19 protein-coding genes and 1 tRNA gene are annotated in these 18,130 nt (G+C 68.8%); 14 read left to right on the top strand and 6 right to left on the bottom strand.

What is annotated here, in order from left to right; translation table 11 throughout:
- The first annotated feature begins 1 nt into the window (after window position 1).
- Window positions 2-418, top strand: a complete 417-nt coding sequence (ndk, locus tag GV015_RS11745) for a nucleoside-diphosphate kinase (RefSeq protein WP_064295600.1) — start codon at window positions 2-4, stop codon at window positions 416-418.
- Window positions 419-506: 88 nt separating this feature from the next.
- On the opposite strand, the gene GV015_RS11750 is transcribed toward ndk, so the two are convergent.
- Window positions 507-1,106: a vitamin K epoxide reductase family protein gene (locus tag GV015_RS11750; RefSeq protein ID WP_159878484.1), complete on the bottom strand. Its 600-nt coding sequence runs from the start codon at window positions 1,104-1,106 to the stop codon at window positions 507-509.
- Window positions 1,107-1,418: 312 nt separating this feature from the next.
- On the opposite strand from GV015_RS11750, the gene GV015_RS11755 reads away from it, so the two are divergent.
- Window positions 1,419-3,833, top strand: a complete 2,415-nt coding sequence (locus tag GV015_RS11755; protein WP_236555426.1) for an Rne/Rng family ribonuclease — start codon at window positions 1,419-1,421, stop codon at window positions 3,831-3,833.
- A 10-nt stretch (window positions 3,834-3,843) separates the two neighbouring features.
- On the opposite strand, the gene GV015_RS11760 is transcribed toward GV015_RS11755, so the two are convergent.
- On the bottom strand, window positions 3,844-4,134 hold the full coding sequence (locus GV015_RS11760; RefSeq protein WP_064295598.1) for a DUF4031 domain-containing protein: 291 nt from the start codon (window positions 4,132-4,134) through the stop codon (window positions 3,844-3,846).
- 335 nt (window positions 4,135-4,469) lie between these two features.
- Here GV015_RS11760 and rplU point away from each other — a divergent pair, with 335 nt between their 5' ends.
- From rplU to GV015_RS11810, 10 genes are all read left to right on the top strand, one after another.
- The gene (rplU, locus tag GV015_RS11765) at window positions 4,470-4,778 is read left to right on the top strand and encodes a 50S ribosomal protein L21 (protein WP_079002324.1); all 309 of its coding nucleotides are present in this window, start codon (window positions 4,470-4,472) and stop codon (window positions 4,776-4,778) included.
- 20 nt (window positions 4,779-4,798) lie between these two features.
- Entirely contained in the window at window positions 4,799-5,056 is a 258-nt protein-coding gene (gene rpmA, locus GV015_RS11770) for a 50S ribosomal protein L27 (RefSeq protein ID WP_056006626.1), read from the top strand.
- Window positions 5,057-5,147: 91 nt separating this feature from the next.
- The gene (gene obgE / locus GV015_RS11775) at window positions 5,148-6,722 is read left to right on the top strand and encodes a GTPase ObgE (RefSeq protein WP_079705726.1); all 1,575 of its coding nucleotides are present in this window, start codon (window positions 5,148-5,150) and stop codon (window positions 6,720-6,722) included.
- Window positions 6,719-7,498 (top strand): glutamate 5-kinase, encoded by a 780-nt coding sequence (gene proB / locus GV015_RS11780; RefSeq protein ID WP_159878488.1) that lies wholly within the window; start codon window positions 6,719-6,721, stop codon window positions 7,496-7,498. The genes obgE and proB overlap by 4 nt, the downstream gene beginning before the upstream one ends.
- A gap of 42 nt (window positions 7,499-7,540) precedes the next feature.
- Complete coding sequence (locus GV015_RS11785) at window positions 7,541-8,812, top strand: glutamate-5-semialdehyde dehydrogenase (RefSeq protein WP_159878490.1); 1,272 nt, start codon at window positions 7,541-7,543, stop codon at window positions 8,810-8,812.
- A gap of 49 nt (window positions 8,813-8,861) precedes the next feature.
- Complete coding sequence (locus GV015_RS11790) at window positions 8,862-9,071, top strand: hypothetical protein (RefSeq protein ID WP_124769192.1); 210 nt, start codon at window positions 8,862-8,864, stop codon at window positions 9,069-9,071.
- A complete protein-coding gene (nadD, locus tag GV015_RS11795) occupies window positions 9,022-9,699 on the top strand; it encodes a nicotinate-nucleotide adenylyltransferase (protein WP_079705729.1) in 678 nt (225 codons plus the stop codon). The genes GV015_RS11790 and nadD overlap by 50 nt, the downstream gene beginning before the upstream one ends.
- A gap of 398 nt (window positions 9,700-10,097) precedes the next feature.
- Window positions 10,098-11,018 (top strand): hypothetical protein, encoded by a 921-nt coding sequence (locus GV015_RS11800; protein WP_159878492.1) that lies wholly within the window; start codon window positions 10,098-10,100, stop codon window positions 11,016-11,018.
- Window positions 11,019-11,073: 55 nt separating this feature from the next.
- The gene (gene rsfS / locus GV015_RS11805) at window positions 11,074-11,451 is read left to right on the top strand and encodes a ribosome silencing factor (protein ID WP_159878494.1); all 378 of its coding nucleotides are present in this window, start codon (window positions 11,074-11,076) and stop codon (window positions 11,449-11,451) included.
- A gap of 107 nt (window positions 11,452-11,558) precedes the next feature.
- Window positions 11,559-11,631 (top strand) — tRNA-Ala (locus GV015_RS11810).
- An 86-nt stretch (window positions 11,632-11,717) separates the two neighbouring features.
- Here the strand turns inward: GV015_RS11810 and GV015_RS11815 are convergent.
- Window positions 11,718-12,545 carry an aldo/keto reductase gene (locus tag GV015_RS11815; protein ID WP_137241817.1) on the bottom strand — a complete coding sequence of 276 codons (828 nt, stop codon included), beginning with the start codon at window positions 12,543-12,545 and terminating at the stop codon, window positions 11,718-11,720.
- Between the two features lie 162 nt (window positions 12,546-12,707).
- Here GV015_RS11815 and GV015_RS11820 point away from each other — a divergent pair, with 162 nt between their 5' ends.
- The gene (locus GV015_RS11820) at window positions 12,708-14,198 is read left to right on the top strand and encodes a DHA2 family efflux MFS transporter permease subunit (protein WP_159878496.1); all 1,491 of its coding nucleotides are present in this window, start codon (window positions 12,708-12,710) and stop codon (window positions 14,196-14,198) included.
- 21 nt (window positions 14,199-14,219) lie between these two features.
- On the opposite strand, the gene GV015_RS11825 is transcribed toward GV015_RS11820, so the two are convergent.
- From GV015_RS11825 to GV015_RS11835, 3 genes are read right to left on the bottom strand one after another with little or no spacing between them, the layout of a single operon-like run.
- Window positions 14,220-15,377 carry an NAD(P)/FAD-dependent oxidoreductase gene (locus GV015_RS11825; RefSeq protein ID WP_159878498.1) on the bottom strand — a complete coding sequence of 386 codons (1,158 nt, stop codon included), beginning with the start codon at window positions 15,375-15,377 and terminating at the stop codon, window positions 14,220-14,222.
- A complete protein-coding gene (locus GV015_RS11830) occupies window positions 15,374-16,090 on the bottom strand; it encodes a class I SAM-dependent methyltransferase (RefSeq protein ID WP_159878500.1) in 717 nt (238 codons plus the stop codon). The genes GV015_RS11825 and GV015_RS11830 overlap by 4 nt, the downstream gene beginning before the upstream one ends.
- On the bottom strand, window positions 16,090-17,217 hold the full coding sequence (locus GV015_RS11835; RefSeq protein ID WP_159878502.1) for a type III polyketide synthase: 1,128 nt from the start codon (window positions 17,215-17,217) through the stop codon (window positions 16,090-16,092). The genes GV015_RS11830 and GV015_RS11835 overlap by 1 nt, the downstream gene beginning before the upstream one ends.
- 55 nt (window positions 17,218-17,272) lie before the next feature.
- Between GV015_RS11835 and GV015_RS11840 the strand changes: the two genes are divergently transcribed.
- Window positions 17,273-18,130, top strand: coding sequence for a UbiA family prenyltransferase (locus GV015_RS11840; RefSeq protein WP_124770165.1), 858 nt, complete (start codon window positions 17,273-17,275; stop codon window positions 18,128-18,130).

Raw genomic sequence — 18,130 nt, forward strand, 5'->3', positions numbered from 1 at the left:
CGTGGCTGTTGAAGAAACCCTGGTACTCGTGAAGCCTGACGGCGTCGCACGCAACCTGACCGGCGAGATCCTCCGTCGGATCGAGGCGAAGGGCTATTCGCTCGTGGACCTGCGCATGGTCGAGCCGGACCGCGAGCTGCTGGCCGCCCACTACGCCGAGCACGAGGGCAAGCCGTTCTACGAGCCCCTCGTCGAGTTCATGCTGAGCGGTCCCGTCGTCGCGATCCGCGTCGCCGGCAACCGCGTCATCGAGGGCTTCCGCTCGCTCGCCGGCACGACCGACCCGACGACCGCCGCGCCCGGGACCATCCGCGGCGACTTCGGCCGCGACTGGGGCCTCAAGGTCCAGCAGAACCTCGTCCACGGTTCGGACAGCCCCGAGTCCGCCTCCCGCGAGCTCGCGCTCTGGTTCGCCTGACACACCGACTCCGCACGACGAAGCCCGCCTCCGATTCCGGGGGCGGGCTTCGTCGTACGCGTCAGGCGGCCCTTCGGGCCGCCACCGGCTACAGGTAGGACAGGACGTCGAGGCGGAGCTGGGCGATGACCGCCACCACGAGGTAGCACCCGAGCGTCACCACCACGATCCACGAGGACACGACTCCAGCGACGCGGCGGACAGCGGGGGACGCCGGGATGATGCCGTTCCGCAGGGTGAACGCGGTCACCGCGATGAAGGAGGGGATCGTCACCGACCAGGTGACCATGCACCACGGGCACAGCGTGCCGAGGACGAAGATGCTCTGCGAGATCAGCCAGATGACGAATCCCAGCGCACCGAGGAACCCGATGTTGAACGCGATCCAGAACCACCGCGCGAACTGCGCACCGGCGAGGACCGCGACGCCGACGGCGATCGGGGCGATCCAGGCGGCGAGACCGATGATCGGGTTCGGGAATCCGAGGATGGCACCCTGCCAGGAGTTCAGATTGACCCCGCACTGCACGAGGATGCTCAGATTGCAGCCGAGCTGGGCGTTCGGATCCTGCAGGAGCTGGAACTTGTCGAGGGTGAGCGCGAACGCCGCGATCCACCCGATGACACCTGCGACGATGAGAAAGATGGCGAGGCCCTTGGGGCGCGCGTCGATGACCGGAGTTGACACGCCCTGATTCTCGCACGCCCGCCTGAACGGCGGCGGGACATGCCCGGGTGGTCCGTACTCAGGACCGTCGGCCCTGTTCGTGCGATAATCGTGGGGTGGTGCCCGAGCCGCGCTCGACCGCACGACACAACAGGCTTGTTGGGCAATGAGAGCCCAGGACCCGCCGGCACGTGCCGGCACGATCGTGAGAGCTCCGAGAGCCAGCGATCACACAGGATTTGCGAACGGCTGCACCCGCGGCCGCACGCACGAGACGAAGAACCGGAGGGTGGCGCGGCCACCGACCCGGCATAGGGGAGTACACCAGGAATGGTGAAAGAGCACACCGAGGATCCGGCCACGCCGGGGACCGAGCACGAACCGACCGACCAGCACCTCACGACGCCCGGGACGGCGGACGAGTCGACCAGCACCGAGACGGACGCCCAGGCGGCCGGGCCCGACGAGCAGTCGGCACCTGCCGCACCGGTGCGTCCACCGACCACCATGCTGCTGTTCCAGGCGCCGGACCTGCCGCCGATCGTCCACCGCGACGACGAACCGCTCGAGGCGGAGCTCAGCTCGTCGAGGCGTCGCACGCGTCGTCGTGCCGGCGAGGACGGACCGGAGCAGGGCGAGCGGGGTGGCGAATCACGCCCCGACACCCGCAACGTGGTCAAGGTCCGCACGCCGCGCGAGCCGGAACTCATCACCGAACCGCAGAAGGTGCGCGGCTCGACGAGGCTCGAGGCCAAGAAGCAGCGTCGCCGTGACGGACGCGACGCCGGTCGTCGTCGTCCGGTCGTCACCGAGGCCGAGTTCCTCGCCCGCCGCGAATCGGTCGACCGTGTCATGGTCGTCCGCTCCAAGAACGGCAAGACGCAGATCGGCGTGCTGGAGGACGGCGTGCTCGTGGAGCACTACGTCGCCAGGAGCCAGGAGGCGTCGCTCATCGGCAACGTCTACCTCGGCCGCGTGCAGAACGTCCTGCCCAGCATGGAGGCGGCGTTCGTCGACATCGGTCGCGGACGCAACGCGGTGCTCTACTCCGGCGAGGTCGACTGGGACTCCGTGGAGACGGGCAACCAGCCTCGCCGGATCGAGCTCGCGCTCAAGGGTGGCGACAAGGTCCTCGTCCAGGTCACGAAGGACCCGGTCGGGCACAAGGGTGCGCGCCTGACGAGTCAGGTCTCGCTCCCCGGTCGGTACCTCGTCTACGTGCCGAACGGCTCGATGAACGGCATCTCGCGCAAGCTGCCCGACACGGAGCGCGCCCGCCTGAAGAAGATCCTCAAGGAGGTCCTCCCGGAGAACGTCGGCGTCATCGTCCGCACGGCCGCCGAGGGCGCGACCGAGGAGCAGCTCACGCTCGATGTCACGCGACTGAAGTCGCAGTGGTCGGAGATCTCCCGTCAGATCGAGACGGTCCAGTCGCCGGCACTGCTGCACAGCGAGCCCGACCTGCTCATCAAGATCATCCGCGACGTCTTCAACGAGGACTTCCACAAGCTCGTCATCCAGGGCTCGGATGCGCTGCAGGACATCCAGAGCTACCTGCGCGGCGTCGCCCCCGACCTGCTCGAGCGGGTCGAGCCGTACGACGGCACGGGCGACTCCTTCGTGGACTACCGCATCGCCGAGCAGATCGAGAAGGCGCTCGACCGCAAGGTCTGGCTGCCGTCCGGCGGATCCCTCGTGATCGACCGCACCGAGGCCATGACGGTCGTCGACGTCAACACGGGGAAGTTCGTCGGTTCCGGCGGCAACCTCGAGGAGACGGTCACCAAGAACAACCTCGAGGCCGCTGAGGAGGTCGTGCGTCAGCTGCGGCTGCGCGACATCGGCGGGATCATCGTCGTCGACTTCATCGACATGGTGCTCGAGTCGAACCGCGACCTCGTGCTGCGCCGCCTCGTGGAGTGCCTCAGCCGCGACCGCACGAAGCACCAGGTCGCCGAGGTCACCTCGCTCGGTCTCGTGCAGATGACGCGCAAGAAGCTCGGTCTCGGCCTGCTCGAGACGTTCAGCGAGCCCTGCGAAGTCTGCGCCGGACGCGGCGTGGTCGTGCACCACGACCCCGTCGTGAAGCACCGCCAGACGCCGCAGCCGGAGCAGCAGCGTCGGCGCGGCAAGGGCGGGTCCCAGGGCGGCCAGCCGTCCTCGAGCGGCCAGAGCGCCCAGCAGAAGCCGGCCGGACAGACGCACGGGATCACCGACGACGCGAAGAACGCGCTCGCCCTGATCGCGGCGCGCACGCTGCACCACGAGGAGCTCGCCGCCGCCGAGGCCGTGGCCGACGCCGTCGTGGCCGAGGCGCAGCACACGCAGTCGCAGCACACCGAGGTGCAGGGTTCCGAGGAGTCGGTCTCGGACGAGTCCACGACGTCACCGGAGGATCAGTCCGGGTCGCACGACGGTCGTCGGAGCCGGCGCGAGAAGCGCGAACCGCGCCGTCGCGGCGGTGACGGGTCCCGCCGGGGTGCTTCGGAGGAACGCCCCTCCGAGGCGCCGAGCGAATCCGCCTCCCCGGCGCTGGCCTTGCTCGACCTGCCGATCGCACCGGTCGCCGACAAGCCACGTCGCGCAGCCGTCGCGGACCCCGAGCACCTGCTCGAGTCCGTCCTCGACGCGCTCCCCGAGCCGAAGCAGCCGGGTCAGGGTCGCGGCCGCAGCCGCCGGGTGTCGACAGCTTCACTCGCGGGCGGACAGGCCGTCGGTTCGGACGGCGCGCAGCGTCAGGCCGAATAGTCCGGTCGCATCAGGACGGCGCGTCTCCTCGGGAGGCGCGCCGTTCGCGTGCGGTGATGCGCAAGCCGCTGGCGATGAGTCGACGGACGAGTTCGCCGCCGGTCACCGCGACGGCGCCGGCCGCCACGAGCGACGCATGGCGCTCGGCGGGGACGTCGTAATGGTCGAGGTCGAACGATCGCGGCGGAAGCCCGGTGCGTCCGGCGAAGGCGTGCAACTCCTCCAGGGAGCTATCGCTCACCACGTGGGACCAGAGCGTGCCGTGCGCCGGCCACAGCGGGGGATCGATGAGCACCGTCATGCCTCCATCCAACCATCGAGCCTCTCGCGCGATTCCCGTCCGTGGTCGGACGCGCCGGGCACCCGGCCGGCGTTCAGGAGCCCCCGGGGTACACTGGTCGAGTGCGTCCGGTGTCGGAGCCGTGAGGAACAGCCTCGGTCACGAGGTTCTGTGCCCACTGGTTTGACCTGGACTGCACGATGAAGTAAACTCGACCGTTGGTGTGCATTGAGTTTTCAATGCCACGCCCAACGGTTTTCTGCCATCAAGGTGTCCCACGTGTTCGAGCCTTTCCGAGCAGTAACTTCCAGCAACAGTCAGTCGGAGCGTTTCGCTCCCCAAAGAACGGGTACGTAGTGGTTTACGCAGTTGTGCGCGCCGGAGGACGGCAGGAGAAGGTCGAGATCGGAACCATCGTCACGATGGACCGGGTCAAGGCCGACAAGGATGGCAACATCGAGCTTCCCGCGGTGCTCCACGTCGACGGTGAGAAGATCATCTCCGACGCGAAGTCGCTCGCGAAGATCACGGTGACGGCCGAGGTGCTCGAGAACCTCCGCGGTCCGAAGATCATCATCCAGAAGTTCAAGAACAAGACCGGTTACAAGAAGCGTCAGGGGCACCGTCAGGAGCTCACGCGCGTCAAGATCACCGGCATCAAGTAAGGCATCGAGGAGAAGAAGAGATGGCACACAAGAAGGGTGCGAGTTCCACTCGCAACGGTCGTGACTCCAACGCACAGCGTCTCGGTGTGAAGCGCTTCGGCGGCCAGGTCGTCCTCGCGGGCGAGATCCTCGTCCGTCAGCGCGGCACGCACTTCCACCCCGGCGCCAACGTCGGTCGTGGCGGCGACGACACGCTGTTCGCCCTCGAGGCCGGCTCCGTGCAGTTCGGCAACAAGGGCGGCCGCAAGGTCGTCAACATCGTCGCTGCTGCAGAGTAGCAACAACGTCTTTCCAGCAGGGGGCGGGCTTCGGCCCGCCCCCTGCTGTCGTACAACCGAGTTCCATGATCCAGAGAGGGGCTGAGCGTCCATGGTCACATTCGTCGACCGGGTCACACTGCACCTGCGAGCGGGCGGCGGCGGCAACGGCTGCGTCTCCGTGAAGCGCGAGAAGTTCAAGCCGCTGGCCGGCCCCGACGGCGGCAACGGCGGACACGGTGGTGACATCGTGCTCGTGTCCGATCCTCAGATCACGACGCTGCTCGGGTACCACCGGTCACCGCACCGGAGCTCCGACACCGGCGGCTTCGGCATGGGCGACCACCGCAACGGGTTCCAGGGCGAGACGCTCATCCTTCCGGTCCCGGTCGGGACGGTCGTCAAGGACGTCGACGGCGTCGAACTCGTCGACTTCGTCGAGCCCGGCATGGAGTTCGTCGTCGCCCCCGGCGGCCAGGGCGGCCTCGGGAACGCGGCACTCTCCTCGACCAAGCGCAAGGCCCCCGGGTTCGCGCTGCTCGGCACGCCCGGCTGGGAAGGCGACGTCCTCCTCGAGCTGAAGACCGTCGCCGACGTCGCGCTCGTCGGGTACCCCTCCGCCGGCAAGTCCAGCCTCATCGCGGCGATGTCCGCGGCGAAGCCCAAGATCGCGGACTACCCGTTCACCACGCTCCACCCGAACCTCGGCGTCGTCGAGGCCGGCGAGGTCCGCTACACCATGGCGGACGTCCCCGGACTCATCGAGGGTGCCAGTGAGGGCAAGGGCCTCGGTCTCGAGTTCCTGCGTCACGTCGAGCGCTGCTCTGCGCTCCTGCACGTGCTCGACTGCGCGACGCTCGAACCGGGACGCGACCCGATCAGCGACCTCGACATCATCCTGGCCGAGCTCGCCGCCTACCCGGTGCCCGAGGGACAGACGCCGCTGGTCGAGCGCCCGCAGCTCATCGCCCTCAACAAGATCGACGTCCCGGAGGCGAGGGAGCTCGCCGAGTTCCTGCGTCCCGACCTCGAGGCGCGCGGCTACAAGGTCTTCGAGATCTCGACGGTCTCGCGCGAAGGCCTTCGACAGCTCTCGTTCGCGTTGAGCGAGCTTGTCGAGGAGAGCCGCGCCCGCGCAGCCCTCGAGGCCGCCAAGCCCCGGATCGTGCTGCGCCCGAAGCCCGTCGACGACTCCAAGTTCACCGTCACGGTCGAGGGTGGCACCTACGGCAACCTCTACCGCATCCTCGGCGCGAAGCCGGAACGGTGGGTGCAGCAGACGGACTTCAACAACGAAGAGGCCGTCGGGTTCCTCGCGGACCGCCTGGCGAAGCTCGGCGTCGAAGAGGCGCTGTTCAAGGCCGGTGCCGTCGCCGGCGCGACCGTGATGATCGGTGCGGGTGGCGGTGTGGTCTTCGACTGGGAGCCCACACTCACGAGCACCGCGGAACTGCTGACGCAGCCGCGTGGAACGGACCCGCGTCTCGACGCGAGCCACCGCCCGACGCGCAACCAGCGTCGCGACGAGTACTTCGAGCGCATGGACGCCAAGGCCGAGGCCCGTGCCGAGCTGCTCCGCGAACGTGCGGCCGGCCTCTGGAACGACGACGAGGGCTTCGAGGTCGGCTCCGTGCCGGCCGACGCACAGCAGGACGAGGGTGTCACGACGGAGGACGACGACCGGTGACCATCCACCAGCGCAGTGGCATCCCCTCGGCGCGACGCATCGTCGTGAAGGTCGGGTCCTCCTCGATCAGTGGCGACAACGCCGGGCAGATCACTGCGCTGGTCGAGGCTCTGGCCGAGGCTCACGCCCGAGGCACCGAGGTCATCCTCGTGTCCTCGGGCGCCATCGCGACCGGGATGCCCTACCTCCGCCTCGACGCCCGTCCGAGCGACCTGGCGACGCAGCAGGCGGCTGCAGCCGTCGGGCAGAACGTGCTGATCTACCGGTATCAGGACAGCCTCGACCGGTTCGGTATCGTCGCGGGCCAGGTGCTGCTCACCGCGGGCGACCTCGAGAACCCCAGTCACCGCAGTAACGCCCAGCGGGCGATGGAACGCCTCCTCGGGTTGCGCATCCTGCCGATCGTGAACGAGAACGACACCGTCGCGACGCATGAGATCCGGTTCGGCGACAACGACCGCCTTGCCGCCCTCGTGTCGGTCCTCGTCGCGGCAGACGTCCTCGTCCTCCTGAGTGACGTCGACGCGCTGTACACCCGCCCCCCGCACGAAGCGGGTGCCGAGCGGATCGAGGAGGTCCCGTTCGGAGACACCCTCGCGGGCGTCACCTTCGGCGACATCGGCTCCGCGGGCGTCGGCACCGGGGGAGCGGGAACGAAGGTGTCGGCCGCCCGGTTGGCCGCCGAGGCGGGGACGTCCGTCCTCGTGACGTCGACGACGAACGTCGCGTCCGCCCTCCGCGGTGAGCACCTCGGCACCTGGTTCCAACCGGCGTGACGCGGAGATCGTCGACCAGACGCCGCTGAGTAGAATCGACGCATGTCGTCGTCGCCAACCACCACCGTGCTGCCACTCGCGGATCGTCTCACCGCTGCGAAGCGTGCCTCGCGGGTCCTCGCCCAGGCGACCACCGCGCAGAAGAACCGGGCCCTCGAGGCCATCGCCGTCGCGATCGTCGAGGGCGCGGATGCGGTCATCGCCGCCAACGAGCGCGACCTCGTCGCGGGACGCGAGCAGGGCATCAGTGTCGGCCTGCAAGACCGTCTCCGCCTCGATCGGGGCCGCATCGACGGGCTCGCGGTGGCGGTCCGCGACGTCATCGCGATCGTCGATCCGGTCGGCCAGGTGGTCCGCGGGAGCAACACTCCGGACGGGGTGAAGCTCGAACAGGTACGCGTCCCGTTCGGCGTGGTCGGCGCGATCTACGAGGCGCGCCCGAACGTGACGGTCGACATCGCCGCCCTCGCGATCAAGAGCGGCAACGCCGTGGTGCTCCGCGGCGGGTCAGCGGCGGAACACTCGAACGCGGTCCTCGTGGGGCTGCTGCGATCGGCACTCGAGTCCGTCGGCCTTCCCGGGGACGCGGTACAGACCATCGACGAGTTCGGTCGCGACGGTGCGAAGCAGCTCATGAACGCCAGAGGCCTGATCGACGTCCTCATCCCGAGGGGGAGCGCGTCACTCATCGAGACGGTCGTCCGGGAGTCGACGGTCCCCGTGATCGAGACCGGCGCAGGCGTCGTCCACGTGTTCCTCGACGAGAGTGCCGAACTCGACTGGGCCGTCGACATCGTGCGCAACGCCAAGGTGCAGCGCCCATCGGTCTGCAACGCGCTCGAGACGATCCTCGTCCACCGCGCTGCGGCCGCGCGCCTGCTGCCCGCCGTGCTCGGCGACCTGCGCGAGCACGGGGTGCTCATCCACGCCGACGCACGTGCCAGCGAGTTCTTCGCCGACGTCGTGCCCGCCGCGGAGGAGGACTGGTCCACCGAACACATGTCGCTCGAGCTCTCGGTGCGCGTGGTCGACGACCTCGACGCCGCGCTCGAGCACATCGACCGATACTCCACCGGACACACCGACGCGATCATCACGAACGACGTGGTGAACGCCGACCGGTTCCTCGCCGAGGTCGATTCGGCCGTCGTCATGGTCAACGCCTCGACCCGCTTCACCGACGGCGCCGAGTTCGGATTCGGCGCCGAGGTCGGCATCTCGACGCAGAAGCTCCATGCCCGGGGACCGATGGGACTGCCGGAACTCACGAGTACGAAGTGGCTCGTGCGTGGTTCGGGCCACACCCGTCGGTAGTCGCTAGAATGGTATGGGCGTCACGAGGCGTCGCACAGAAGGAGAGATCATGTCGATTGCCGCGTCCGTCTTGGCCACCGCCGTCCTGGCTGAATCGGAGCACGCCGTCGAACTCGCCGCACCGACCTGGGTGTTCGGCGCGGTCGCCCTCGTGCTGTTCGCCATCCTCGGCGCCGTGACCTTCAGCTACCGCGACGTCGCCAACCGCCATGCCGACAAGGGCGAGTCGGCCGCCGCTCACGGCGAGCACGGCCACTAAGCTGTCCGGCGTGAGCGCGCCCGTCACCGAGACGACCACCCGTCGTCCTCGGATCGGGGTCATGGGCGGGACGTTCGACCCGATCCACCACGGGCACCTCGTCGCCGCCTCAGAGGTCGCGCAGCACTTCGATCTCGATGAGGTCGTCTTCGTCCCGACCGGCATGCCGTACCGGAAGTCGGGCGTGAGCGACAGCGAGCACCGCTACCTCATGACCGTGATCGCCACCGCAGCGAACCCCCGCTTCACCGTCAGCCGGGTCGACATCGACCGAGCCGGACCGACGTACACGATCGACACGCTGCGCGATCTGCGCCGCAAACGTCCCGATGCCGAGCTGTTCTTCATCACGGGTGCCGACGCGATCGCCCAGATCCTCAGTTGGAAAGACGTCAGAGAGGTCTGGGACCTCGCTCACTTCGTCGCTGTGAGTAGACCGGGACACGATTTGAACGTTTCCGGATTACCACAGCACGACGTAAGCTTGTTGGAAGTTCCGGCCCTAGCGATATCGTCGACGGATTGCCGGAGCCGGGTGAGCAAAGGCTTTCCGGTCTGGTATCTGGTTCCCGACGGTGTCGTGCAGTACATCACCAAGCACCACCTGTATCGGAGTGAAGCCACATGACCGCGTTGCCAGAGGATGCGCCCCTGACCAGGCGACAGGCTCGAGCGAGCCAGCAGCCGTCGACGTCCGCTGACGAAACGACGCCGGACGCTGCTGCGCCACGGACACGACGCGCGTCGACATCCGAACCCGTCGCCGGGGGAGCGATCCCCGAGCAGGCCACGTCGCGCGACGAGAGTGCTCCAACGCCTTCGTCCACGTCACCAGCGCCGTCGTCGAGCGCTCAGGCATCCGGTGCACCTGCTCCGGCTCCGACCGGTGGACTCACGCGCCGTCAGTTGCGAGAACTCGAGCGCACCGGCTCGATCGAGCAGGTGGGCTCCCCGGCAGCGCCGGTCGCTCCTCCGGTCGAGCAGCCGGTCCCTTCGGTCGCCTTGCCGCCGCGGACGCCAGACCAGGTGGTCGCTCCGCCCCAGAAGCAGAACAAGGCGGCCCGTCAGCAGGCCGCGAAGCTCGCGCAGCAGGAAGCGGACGCCAAGGCTGCCGCTGCAGCTGAGCAGGAACGTCGCGAAGCCGAGGCCACCAAGCAGGCCGAGCAGCGCCAGGCCGCCGAGCGCAAGGCGGAAGAACGGCAGGCCGCGGAGCGCAAGGCAGAAGAACAGCAGGCCGCCGAGCGCAAGGCCGCTGAACGCAAGACGGCCGAACGCAAGGACGCTGAGCGTGCCGCCGCCGACGAGCGCGCAGCCAAGGCCCGGTCCGCTGAGGCGCCGACGCCTTCCGTCACCCCCGCCGCTGCGGCGTCCGTGGCCCCCGGTTCACTCTTCGACGTCTCGGACCGCGACGACATCTCCGAGGATCCCGCGTCGACCCTGTCGAAGGGGTTCGGGCGCGACTCCATGCTCGTGGCGGCGCTCGAAGCCGAGAAGGCTTCGCAGGCCGACAACGAGGTCGCGTTCGAAGACCTCCTCGGAAGCGGCATGACGAGCACGGGGCAGATCACCACGAGCTCGCTCATCATCCCCGTCGCTCCCTCGCAGGCTGAGGCGGGCGCCACATCCAACTCCACGGGCGAGATCCTCATCACCGGAACCATCGATCTGCCCCGCGGACTGGGTTCCGCCGGTCAGGACCCGAACCATTTCGACGGTGCAGGGATCGACCGACTCATCGAGGGCGACGAACTGCCGGCCTCGGTCACCGCGGCATCTCCGGTCGCGGCCAGCCGTGCGGTCAGCAGCCACGGTTCCACCCGCGACGTCGTCCCGGCCACCACCAACCAGAGCAACAAACTGTTGATGACGCTCGCGATCGCCGCCGCGGTGCTCGCCGCCGGCGTGATCGCGGTGCTCATCATCGGTTTCTTCGGCGGAGCGTTCTAGCCCTGCCGGCATTCACCCGATCGCGCTCCATGCGATCGTCAGAGGAGTACACCACATGACCCTGTCCGACACCACACTGGACGCCGTCCAGCTCGCAGCGACCGCAGCCGAGTCCAAAGGCGGCGAGGATGTCGTCGCGCTCGACGTCTCCGGTCCGTTGCCGTTCGTCGACGCCTTCCTCCTCGTCACCGGCCGGAGCGAGCGCAACGTCGTCGCCATCGCCGGCGAGGTCGAGGACCGCTTGAACGCGAGCGGCGTGAAGACGCTGCGGCGCGAAGGCAAGTCCGAGGGGCGGTGGATCCTGCTCGACTTCGGCGAGGTCGTCGTCCACGTCTTCCACGAGGAGGAGCGGATGTACTACTCGCTGGAGCGTCTGTGGAAGGACTGCCCGGTGATTCCGCTGGTCTCCTCCGCACCGCAGCCCGCGAACTGACCATCCCGTCGGTGCCGAGCACCGAAAGTGGTCACAACTGCTCTCAAGATGTAGTAACCTATTCAAGTTGCTTCCGCTGAAACAGCAGGGGCAAGCAAGTTGAATACGGGTCTGTGGCGCAGCTGGTAGCGCACCTGCATGGCATGCAGGGGGTCAGGGGTTCGAGTCCCCTCAGATCCACCCGAACACCAAGAAGTCCCCGTCAGCGGAACAGCTGACGGGGACTTCTGCGTTGGTCAGACCCTGGGTTTGGCGGGACCCTGAGGTCAGTTCACCTCGTCGGGGTGGCTGCCGACGCGCTTGCCCGAGTCGAGGGCGTCGATGGACGCGATCTCGTCGGCGGAGAGCTCGAAGCCGAAGACGTCGAAGTTCTGGGCGATGCGCTCGCGCGAGTTCGACTTCGGGAAGACGATGAGCCCGTTCTGCAGGTGCCACCGGATGACGACCTGCGCCGGAGTGACGCCGTGCGCCTCGGCTGCAGCGGAGACGGCCTGCTCGCCGAAGAGGTCGTACTTGCCCTGACCGAGCGGGCCCCAGGACTCGATGTGGATGCCGTGCTCGGCACCGAAGGCGCGCAGCTCGCGCTGGGCGAACGCCGGGTGGAGTTCGATCTGGTTGACCGCAGGGACCGTCTCGGAACCCGCGATCAGCTTCTCGAGGTGCTCGACCTGGTGGTTCGACACGCCGATCGAACGCGCCTTGCCTGCCGCCTTGATCTCCTCGAGGGCGAGCCACGCTTCGAGGTAGTCGTCCTTGGCCGGGGTCGGCCAGTGGGTCAAGTACAGGTCGACGTGGTCGAGCCCGAGCTTGTCGAGGCTCTCGTCGATGGCGGTGTGCGCGGACGCCTTCTGGTGGCGGTCGTTCCAGAGCTTCGTGGTGATGAAGAGTTCGTCGCGGGGGATGCCCGACTTCGCGATGGCGGCGCCGACGCCCTCCTCGTTCTTGTAGATGGCAGCGGTGTCGATGTGGCGGTAGCCGACCTCGAGCGCGTCCGAGACGATGCGCTCAGCCTCCTGCGGGTCGACGAGGAAGACGCCGAAGCCGAGCTGAGGGATGGTGTGGCCGTCGTTCAGGGTGATGGTGGGAACTGTCATGTCCTCATGCTGGCACCGGAACCGTCCGTCCGGAACGGGTCTTCGCCCTGCGCGTAACCGGTCGACACGCATGGGAATACCCGCGGCGACACGGCGCTTGTCTTTCGAGAGGGCAGGCGTCTGCCCGTACGACGGCCGAGGCCTGAGAAGGATGACACCGCTATGACGACTGAAACCGTGCCGAATCCGACCGGTTCCGTCCCGACGACCGGGAAGCCCTCGGACGACCGCCTTCCACCCGGGTCCAAGCTCCTGATCGGGCTGCTCCTCGTGTCGGCCTTCGTCGTCATCCTCAACGAGACGATCATGAGCGTCGCCCTGCCGCGACTCATGGAGGACCTCGACATCACGGCGAGTTCCGCCCAGTGGCTGACCACCGGCTTCATGCTCACCATGGCCGTCGTGATCCCCGCGACCGGGTTCCTCCTGGAGCGGTTCTCCCTCCGGACGATGTTCATCACCGCGATGGTGCTGTTCAGCCTCGGAACGCTCATCGCCGCGCTGTCCCCGGGATTCGGCACCCTCCTGCTCGGTCGCGTCGTCCAGGCCAGCGGTACCGCCATCATGATGCCGCTGCTCATGACGACCGTGCTCAACGTCGTGCCGGTCTCGGCACGCGGCCGGACGATGGGTGCGATCTCGATCGTCATCTCGGTCGCGCCGGCGGTCGGGCCGACCGTCTCCGGCCTCATCCTCAGCGTGCTCGACTGGCGCTGGATGTTCTGGATCGTCCTCCCCATCGCCGTCGCCTCGCTGGTGCTCGGCGCTGTCCTCGTGCGGAACGTGACCGAGCCGCGTCGGGTCCGCTTCGACGTGCTGTCGCTCGTCCTCTCCGCCTTCGCGTTCGGTGGCCTCATCTTCGGTCTCAGCAGTATCGGCGAGTCCGCCGAGGGACACGCGCTCATGCCCGTCTGGATCCCGCTCGCGGTGGGCGTCCTGGCCCTCCTGGGGTTCGTCCTCCGGCAGCGCGGGCTGGCGCGCGACGATCGAGCGTTCATGGACCTGCGCACGTTCGCGAACCGTTCGTTCACCGTCTCGATCATCCTCGTGGCCATCGTGATGATGGCGTTGTTCGGCTCGCTGATCATCCTGCCGATCTACCTGCAGACCGTCCTCCAGGTCGACACCCTGACCACGGGCCTCATGCTGCTGCCGGGCGGCCTGACGATGGCCGCTCTGGCGCCGCTGGTCGGGTCGCTGTTCGACCGGTTCGGTCCGCGTCCGCTGGTGATCCCCGGGGCCTTCGCCGTGAGTGCTGCGCTCTGGCTGCTGACGATGCTCGGCGTCGACAGCGCCATCATCATGATCATCGCCGTGCACGTGCTGCTGAGCGCCGGTCTCGCGTTCATGTTCACACCGCTCCTCACCTCGGCGCTCGGTTCACTGCGGCCCGAGCTCTACCCGCACGGCAGCGCCATCGTCGGCACCGTCCAGCAACTGGCCGGTGCAGCGGGGACGGCGTTGTTCATCACCATGATGTCGACCACCGCGGCGGCTCGTGCGGCGGTCGGGAGTTCCGCGGTCGACGCGACGGCAGCCGGCGTGCAGGCTGCGTTCATGTGCGGCGCCGTGCTCTCGCTGCTCGCGATCGGTGCGTCGTTCCTCATCCGGCGGACGGACCAGGCTGCGGCGGGCGTGCACGTCGGTCACTGAGACGCACGGCCTCGGACGGCGTCAGCGCAGCCAGCGCATCGTGTAGGCGTCGGCGAGGATCGGCATCGCGGGACCGTTGAGCGCGGTTCGCAGCGCGAGGTCCCGGATCCCGACGAGCGGGCCCGGCAACGGACGCCCCAAGCGCATGTTGAGCTCCGCCTGCCATGAGGCCCGACGGATCGCGCGCTGTTGGCGGGAGACGGCCGCGGCCACGTCGCGCTGTGTCGAGAGATGCCCGGTGGTCATGCGGGCGATCAGTGGCGCGAAGACCCGTGCGTCGGACCAGCCGAGGTTCATGCCCTGGCCGCCGATCGGGCTGATCTCGTGGGCGGCGTCGCCCAGATAGACGACCCGACCGTCGACGACGCGCTTCCGTCGTCGACGAAGCACGCCGAACGCGCTGAGCATGGTGTTCGTCGCCGGATCGACGTCGTCGCCGGTCCGGTCGGCGACGAGGGCCGCGAGGTCGGACGCGGTGGGTTCCGGGCGGGCGGCGTCCTGATCGTCCGAGTACCCGGTGTGCACGACGTATCGTCGCATGCCATGGGGGAGCGGGAAGGACTCCACGACCCCTCGGTGGTGCAGGTGCACCCTGGCGATGGAACCTGCCCCACTCCGATCCGCGACGTCGCCCATGAGGTACCGGTCCCGGTATCGATGCAGGGGGCCTGGAGCCTGCATCCCGTCGACGGTGGCGCGTCCTCCTGCTGCGACGACCACGACGGCTGCGCGGGTGCTCACCGTTCCATCGGCGTCACTGCCGGACACGAGGACGCCGTCCTCGGCCGGCGTCAACCGCGTACAGCTCGTCCCCGTCCGGAGCGATCCCGGCGCGACGGCTTCGAGTCGAGCACGGAGGATCCGTTCGGTCCGCCATTGCTCGAGCGCGGCGACGTAGGGGTGCGGGACGGGCCGATCACGGAACACGACCGCCCCGAGGCGTCGTCCGGCGTTCCAGGCTTCGCCCTGGTCGATCCGGACCGCGTCGCGGCGGATCTCGTCGAGGACACCGAGATGCTCGAACAGGTCGAGCGACGGCGGGTGGATCCCGATCGCCCGGGTGCCGGAGGGGGAGCCCGGCCGTCGCTCCCAGACGGTCACGTCGACGCCGGCCTGAGCGAGCAGGATCGCCGACACGAGGCCGACCGGTCCGCCACCGATGACGAGCACCTCGGTCATCGTGGGCCTTCCGCTGCCGACGAGACGGTCTGCGAGAGCAGGAGTCGCATGGGGAAGCTGCGCTCGACGGTCCAGTCGTCGGGCACGACGCGCTGCAGCTCCTCCTGGCGATAGCTGCGACGGATCGAGCGGAGCCCGTCGACGTGCAGGAAGGAACGCCTTCGTCCTGCACGGGTGGCGAGCCCGTAGACCGCGTACGCGAGTCGGTTGCGCTCGAGGTCGCTGTGCAGGACGAGTCGTCTGGCGATCCGTGAACTGTCGGCGAGCAGGCTCGACAGGCCCGCGGGATCGAGGTGGTGGAGCACGTGGTTGGACAGGACGATGTCGGCCTCCTCGCCGGCGGCGACGAGGTCACTGCTGTGCGCCGGACGGAAGGCGACGGGGCCATCCGGGTACCGGCGACGGGCGAAGGCCACGGACCGCTCGTCGGGATCGATCCCGACCACCTGCACGGGGAGGTGGTCGGCGTGCGCCCAGTCGGCGATGGCCACGGCGACATCGCCACCACCGAAGCCGATGTCGAGGATCGTCGTGGTCCGGGACGGGTGGAGGAGTGGACGGATGCGCGACCGGTACAGACCACGCCAGCCCGAGACGAGCCGGTTCACCGTCGCGAACCTGGCGTAGGTGGCGTCCAGCAGCGCGGGATCGCAGTCGGGATCGTCCATCAGTTCGAGGAGATCCGTCGCACGGCGGCCGAGGTCGGGCAGCATCAGGCTCGGCCGGCCCGGAGCCGGAGCAGCGCGCTCTCGATCGTCAGTCCCGGACCGAAGGCGAGGGCGCACACTCGTTCATCGGCATCGGTCGGCGCGCCGTCGAGCAGGCGCTGGAGGATGAAGAGCACGGTCGCGCTCGACATGTTGCCGTACTCGCGGAGCACCGTGCGCGACGGAGCCAGCAGTTCGTCGTCGAGCCCGAATCCGCGCTGGACCCGGTCGAGGATGCTCCGGCCACCGGGATGGATCGCCCACCGGTCGATCGATGAGACCGGGGCGTCGTCGGCTGCGGCGAGGAGTGGGCGGAGGGCGATCTCGAGGTGCTCGCCGATCAGCTTGGGCACCGCGCCGCTCAGGACCATCTCGAACCCGTGATCGCCGATCGTCCAGGCCATCTCCGTCTCGCCGTCCGGCACGAGCGCGGTGGACCAGCCGTCGAACTCGAGCGCGGGCGCGGAGGATCCGGTGTCCCGACCGGTCACGACGGCGGCCGCAGCACCGTCGGCGAACACCGAGGAACCGAGGATCACGTCGGGGTCGTCGGAGGAACGGAGGTGTATGGAGCAGAGCTCGATGCAGACCACGAGGACGACGGCGTCGGGGTCGGCTGTACAGAACGCCTCTGCGGCGCGAAGGGCGGGGAACGCGGCGAAACACCCCTGGAACCCCAGGTGGTAGCGCTCCGTGCCCGGGTCCAGCCCGAGGTCGCGCACGAGGAGGTATTCCGGGCCGGGCGCGAAGAACCCGGTGCAGGACGCGGTCACGACGTGGGTGACGTCCGCCGCCGACAGGCCGGGGGCGGCGTCCAATGCCCGCCGTGCGGCCTCGAGGAGCAGCGGGGGAGCGTGCTCGATGTAGGCGTCGTTCCGCACGCCGGTGGGCGGGGAGAGCACTTGCCGCTCCGCCGCGTCGTAGAAGGCGGCCGTGGTCGTCTCGACCTCATGGTCGAAGGCGTCGATGACGGTGTGCCTGGTGTCGATCGCGGACGCGTCGAAGGCGGCGCCGATGAGACGCTGGGCGAGCCGGGTCCGCCCGGGTTGGTCGCGGAACACATCCCTGATCTCGTCTTGATGGAGGATGGTCTGAGGAACGGCCACGCCGATCGCCCTCACGGAGACGGTCATGCTCCAGTGTACCGCCGTGGCTCGGGCGTCACCCTAAGCTGAGGCGGTGTTCTCCATGGTCCGTCGTCTGTTCGCGTCCTCGCATCCCGGGCCGACCGTCGCGGTGACCGTTCTCGCGGTCGTGCTCGGATCGGCCGTCGGCCTGCCACCCCTCCGGACGGCCCTGCTCGGCGTGGTGGTGTTCGTCGGGCAACTCTCGATCGGCTGGTCCAACGACTGGCTCGATGCCAGGCGGGATCGTCGCTCGGGACGACAGGACAAGCCGGTCGCGCGCGGCGACCTCAGCGTCTCGGCAGTCCGGGCGGCGGCGCTGCTGGCCGGTGCGGCGAGCATTCCGCTCTCGGCATCACTCGGCTGGGCGTCGGCGGCCTCGCACCTGCTGTTCCTCGTCTGCGGATGGGCCTACAACCTGGGTCTCAAGGCGACGGCCTGGTCGGTCGTCCCGTTCATCGTGGGGTTCGGTGCACTGCCCGCCGTGGTCACCTTCGCTGCCGTCCCGCCGATCGTGCCGGCCGCGTGGACGCTCGCCGTCGGTGGTCTGTTCGGTGTGGCGATCCACTTCACGAACGCACTGCCCGATCTCGAGGACGACCTGCGGACCGGCGTCCGTGGTCTGCCGCACCGGCTCGGCGCGCGGACCGCCGGTCGGACGGCCTTCGTCGCCCTCGGCGTCTCAGGCGTGGTCGCCGTCCTCGGACAGAGCGGGATCTTCGTCGGCAGGCCGACCGCACCGCCAATCGTTGGGGTGCTGGGCGCCGTCGGTGTCCTCGCGCTCGTCGTATGGGGGCTCGTGCTCGTCGGAACCCGAGCGCCGGACCGTCTGCTGTTCCGGCTCATCATCGGGGCCGCCCTGCTCGTCACCGTGGTGCTGGCGGTGGCCGGGACGAATCTCGGTGCGGCCGAGGCCGGTTGA

Source organism: Plantibacter sp. T3 (assembly GCF_902506515.1).
GTDB lineage: Bacteria > Actinomycetota > Actinomycetes > Actinomycetales > Microbacteriaceae > Plantibacter > Plantibacter auratus.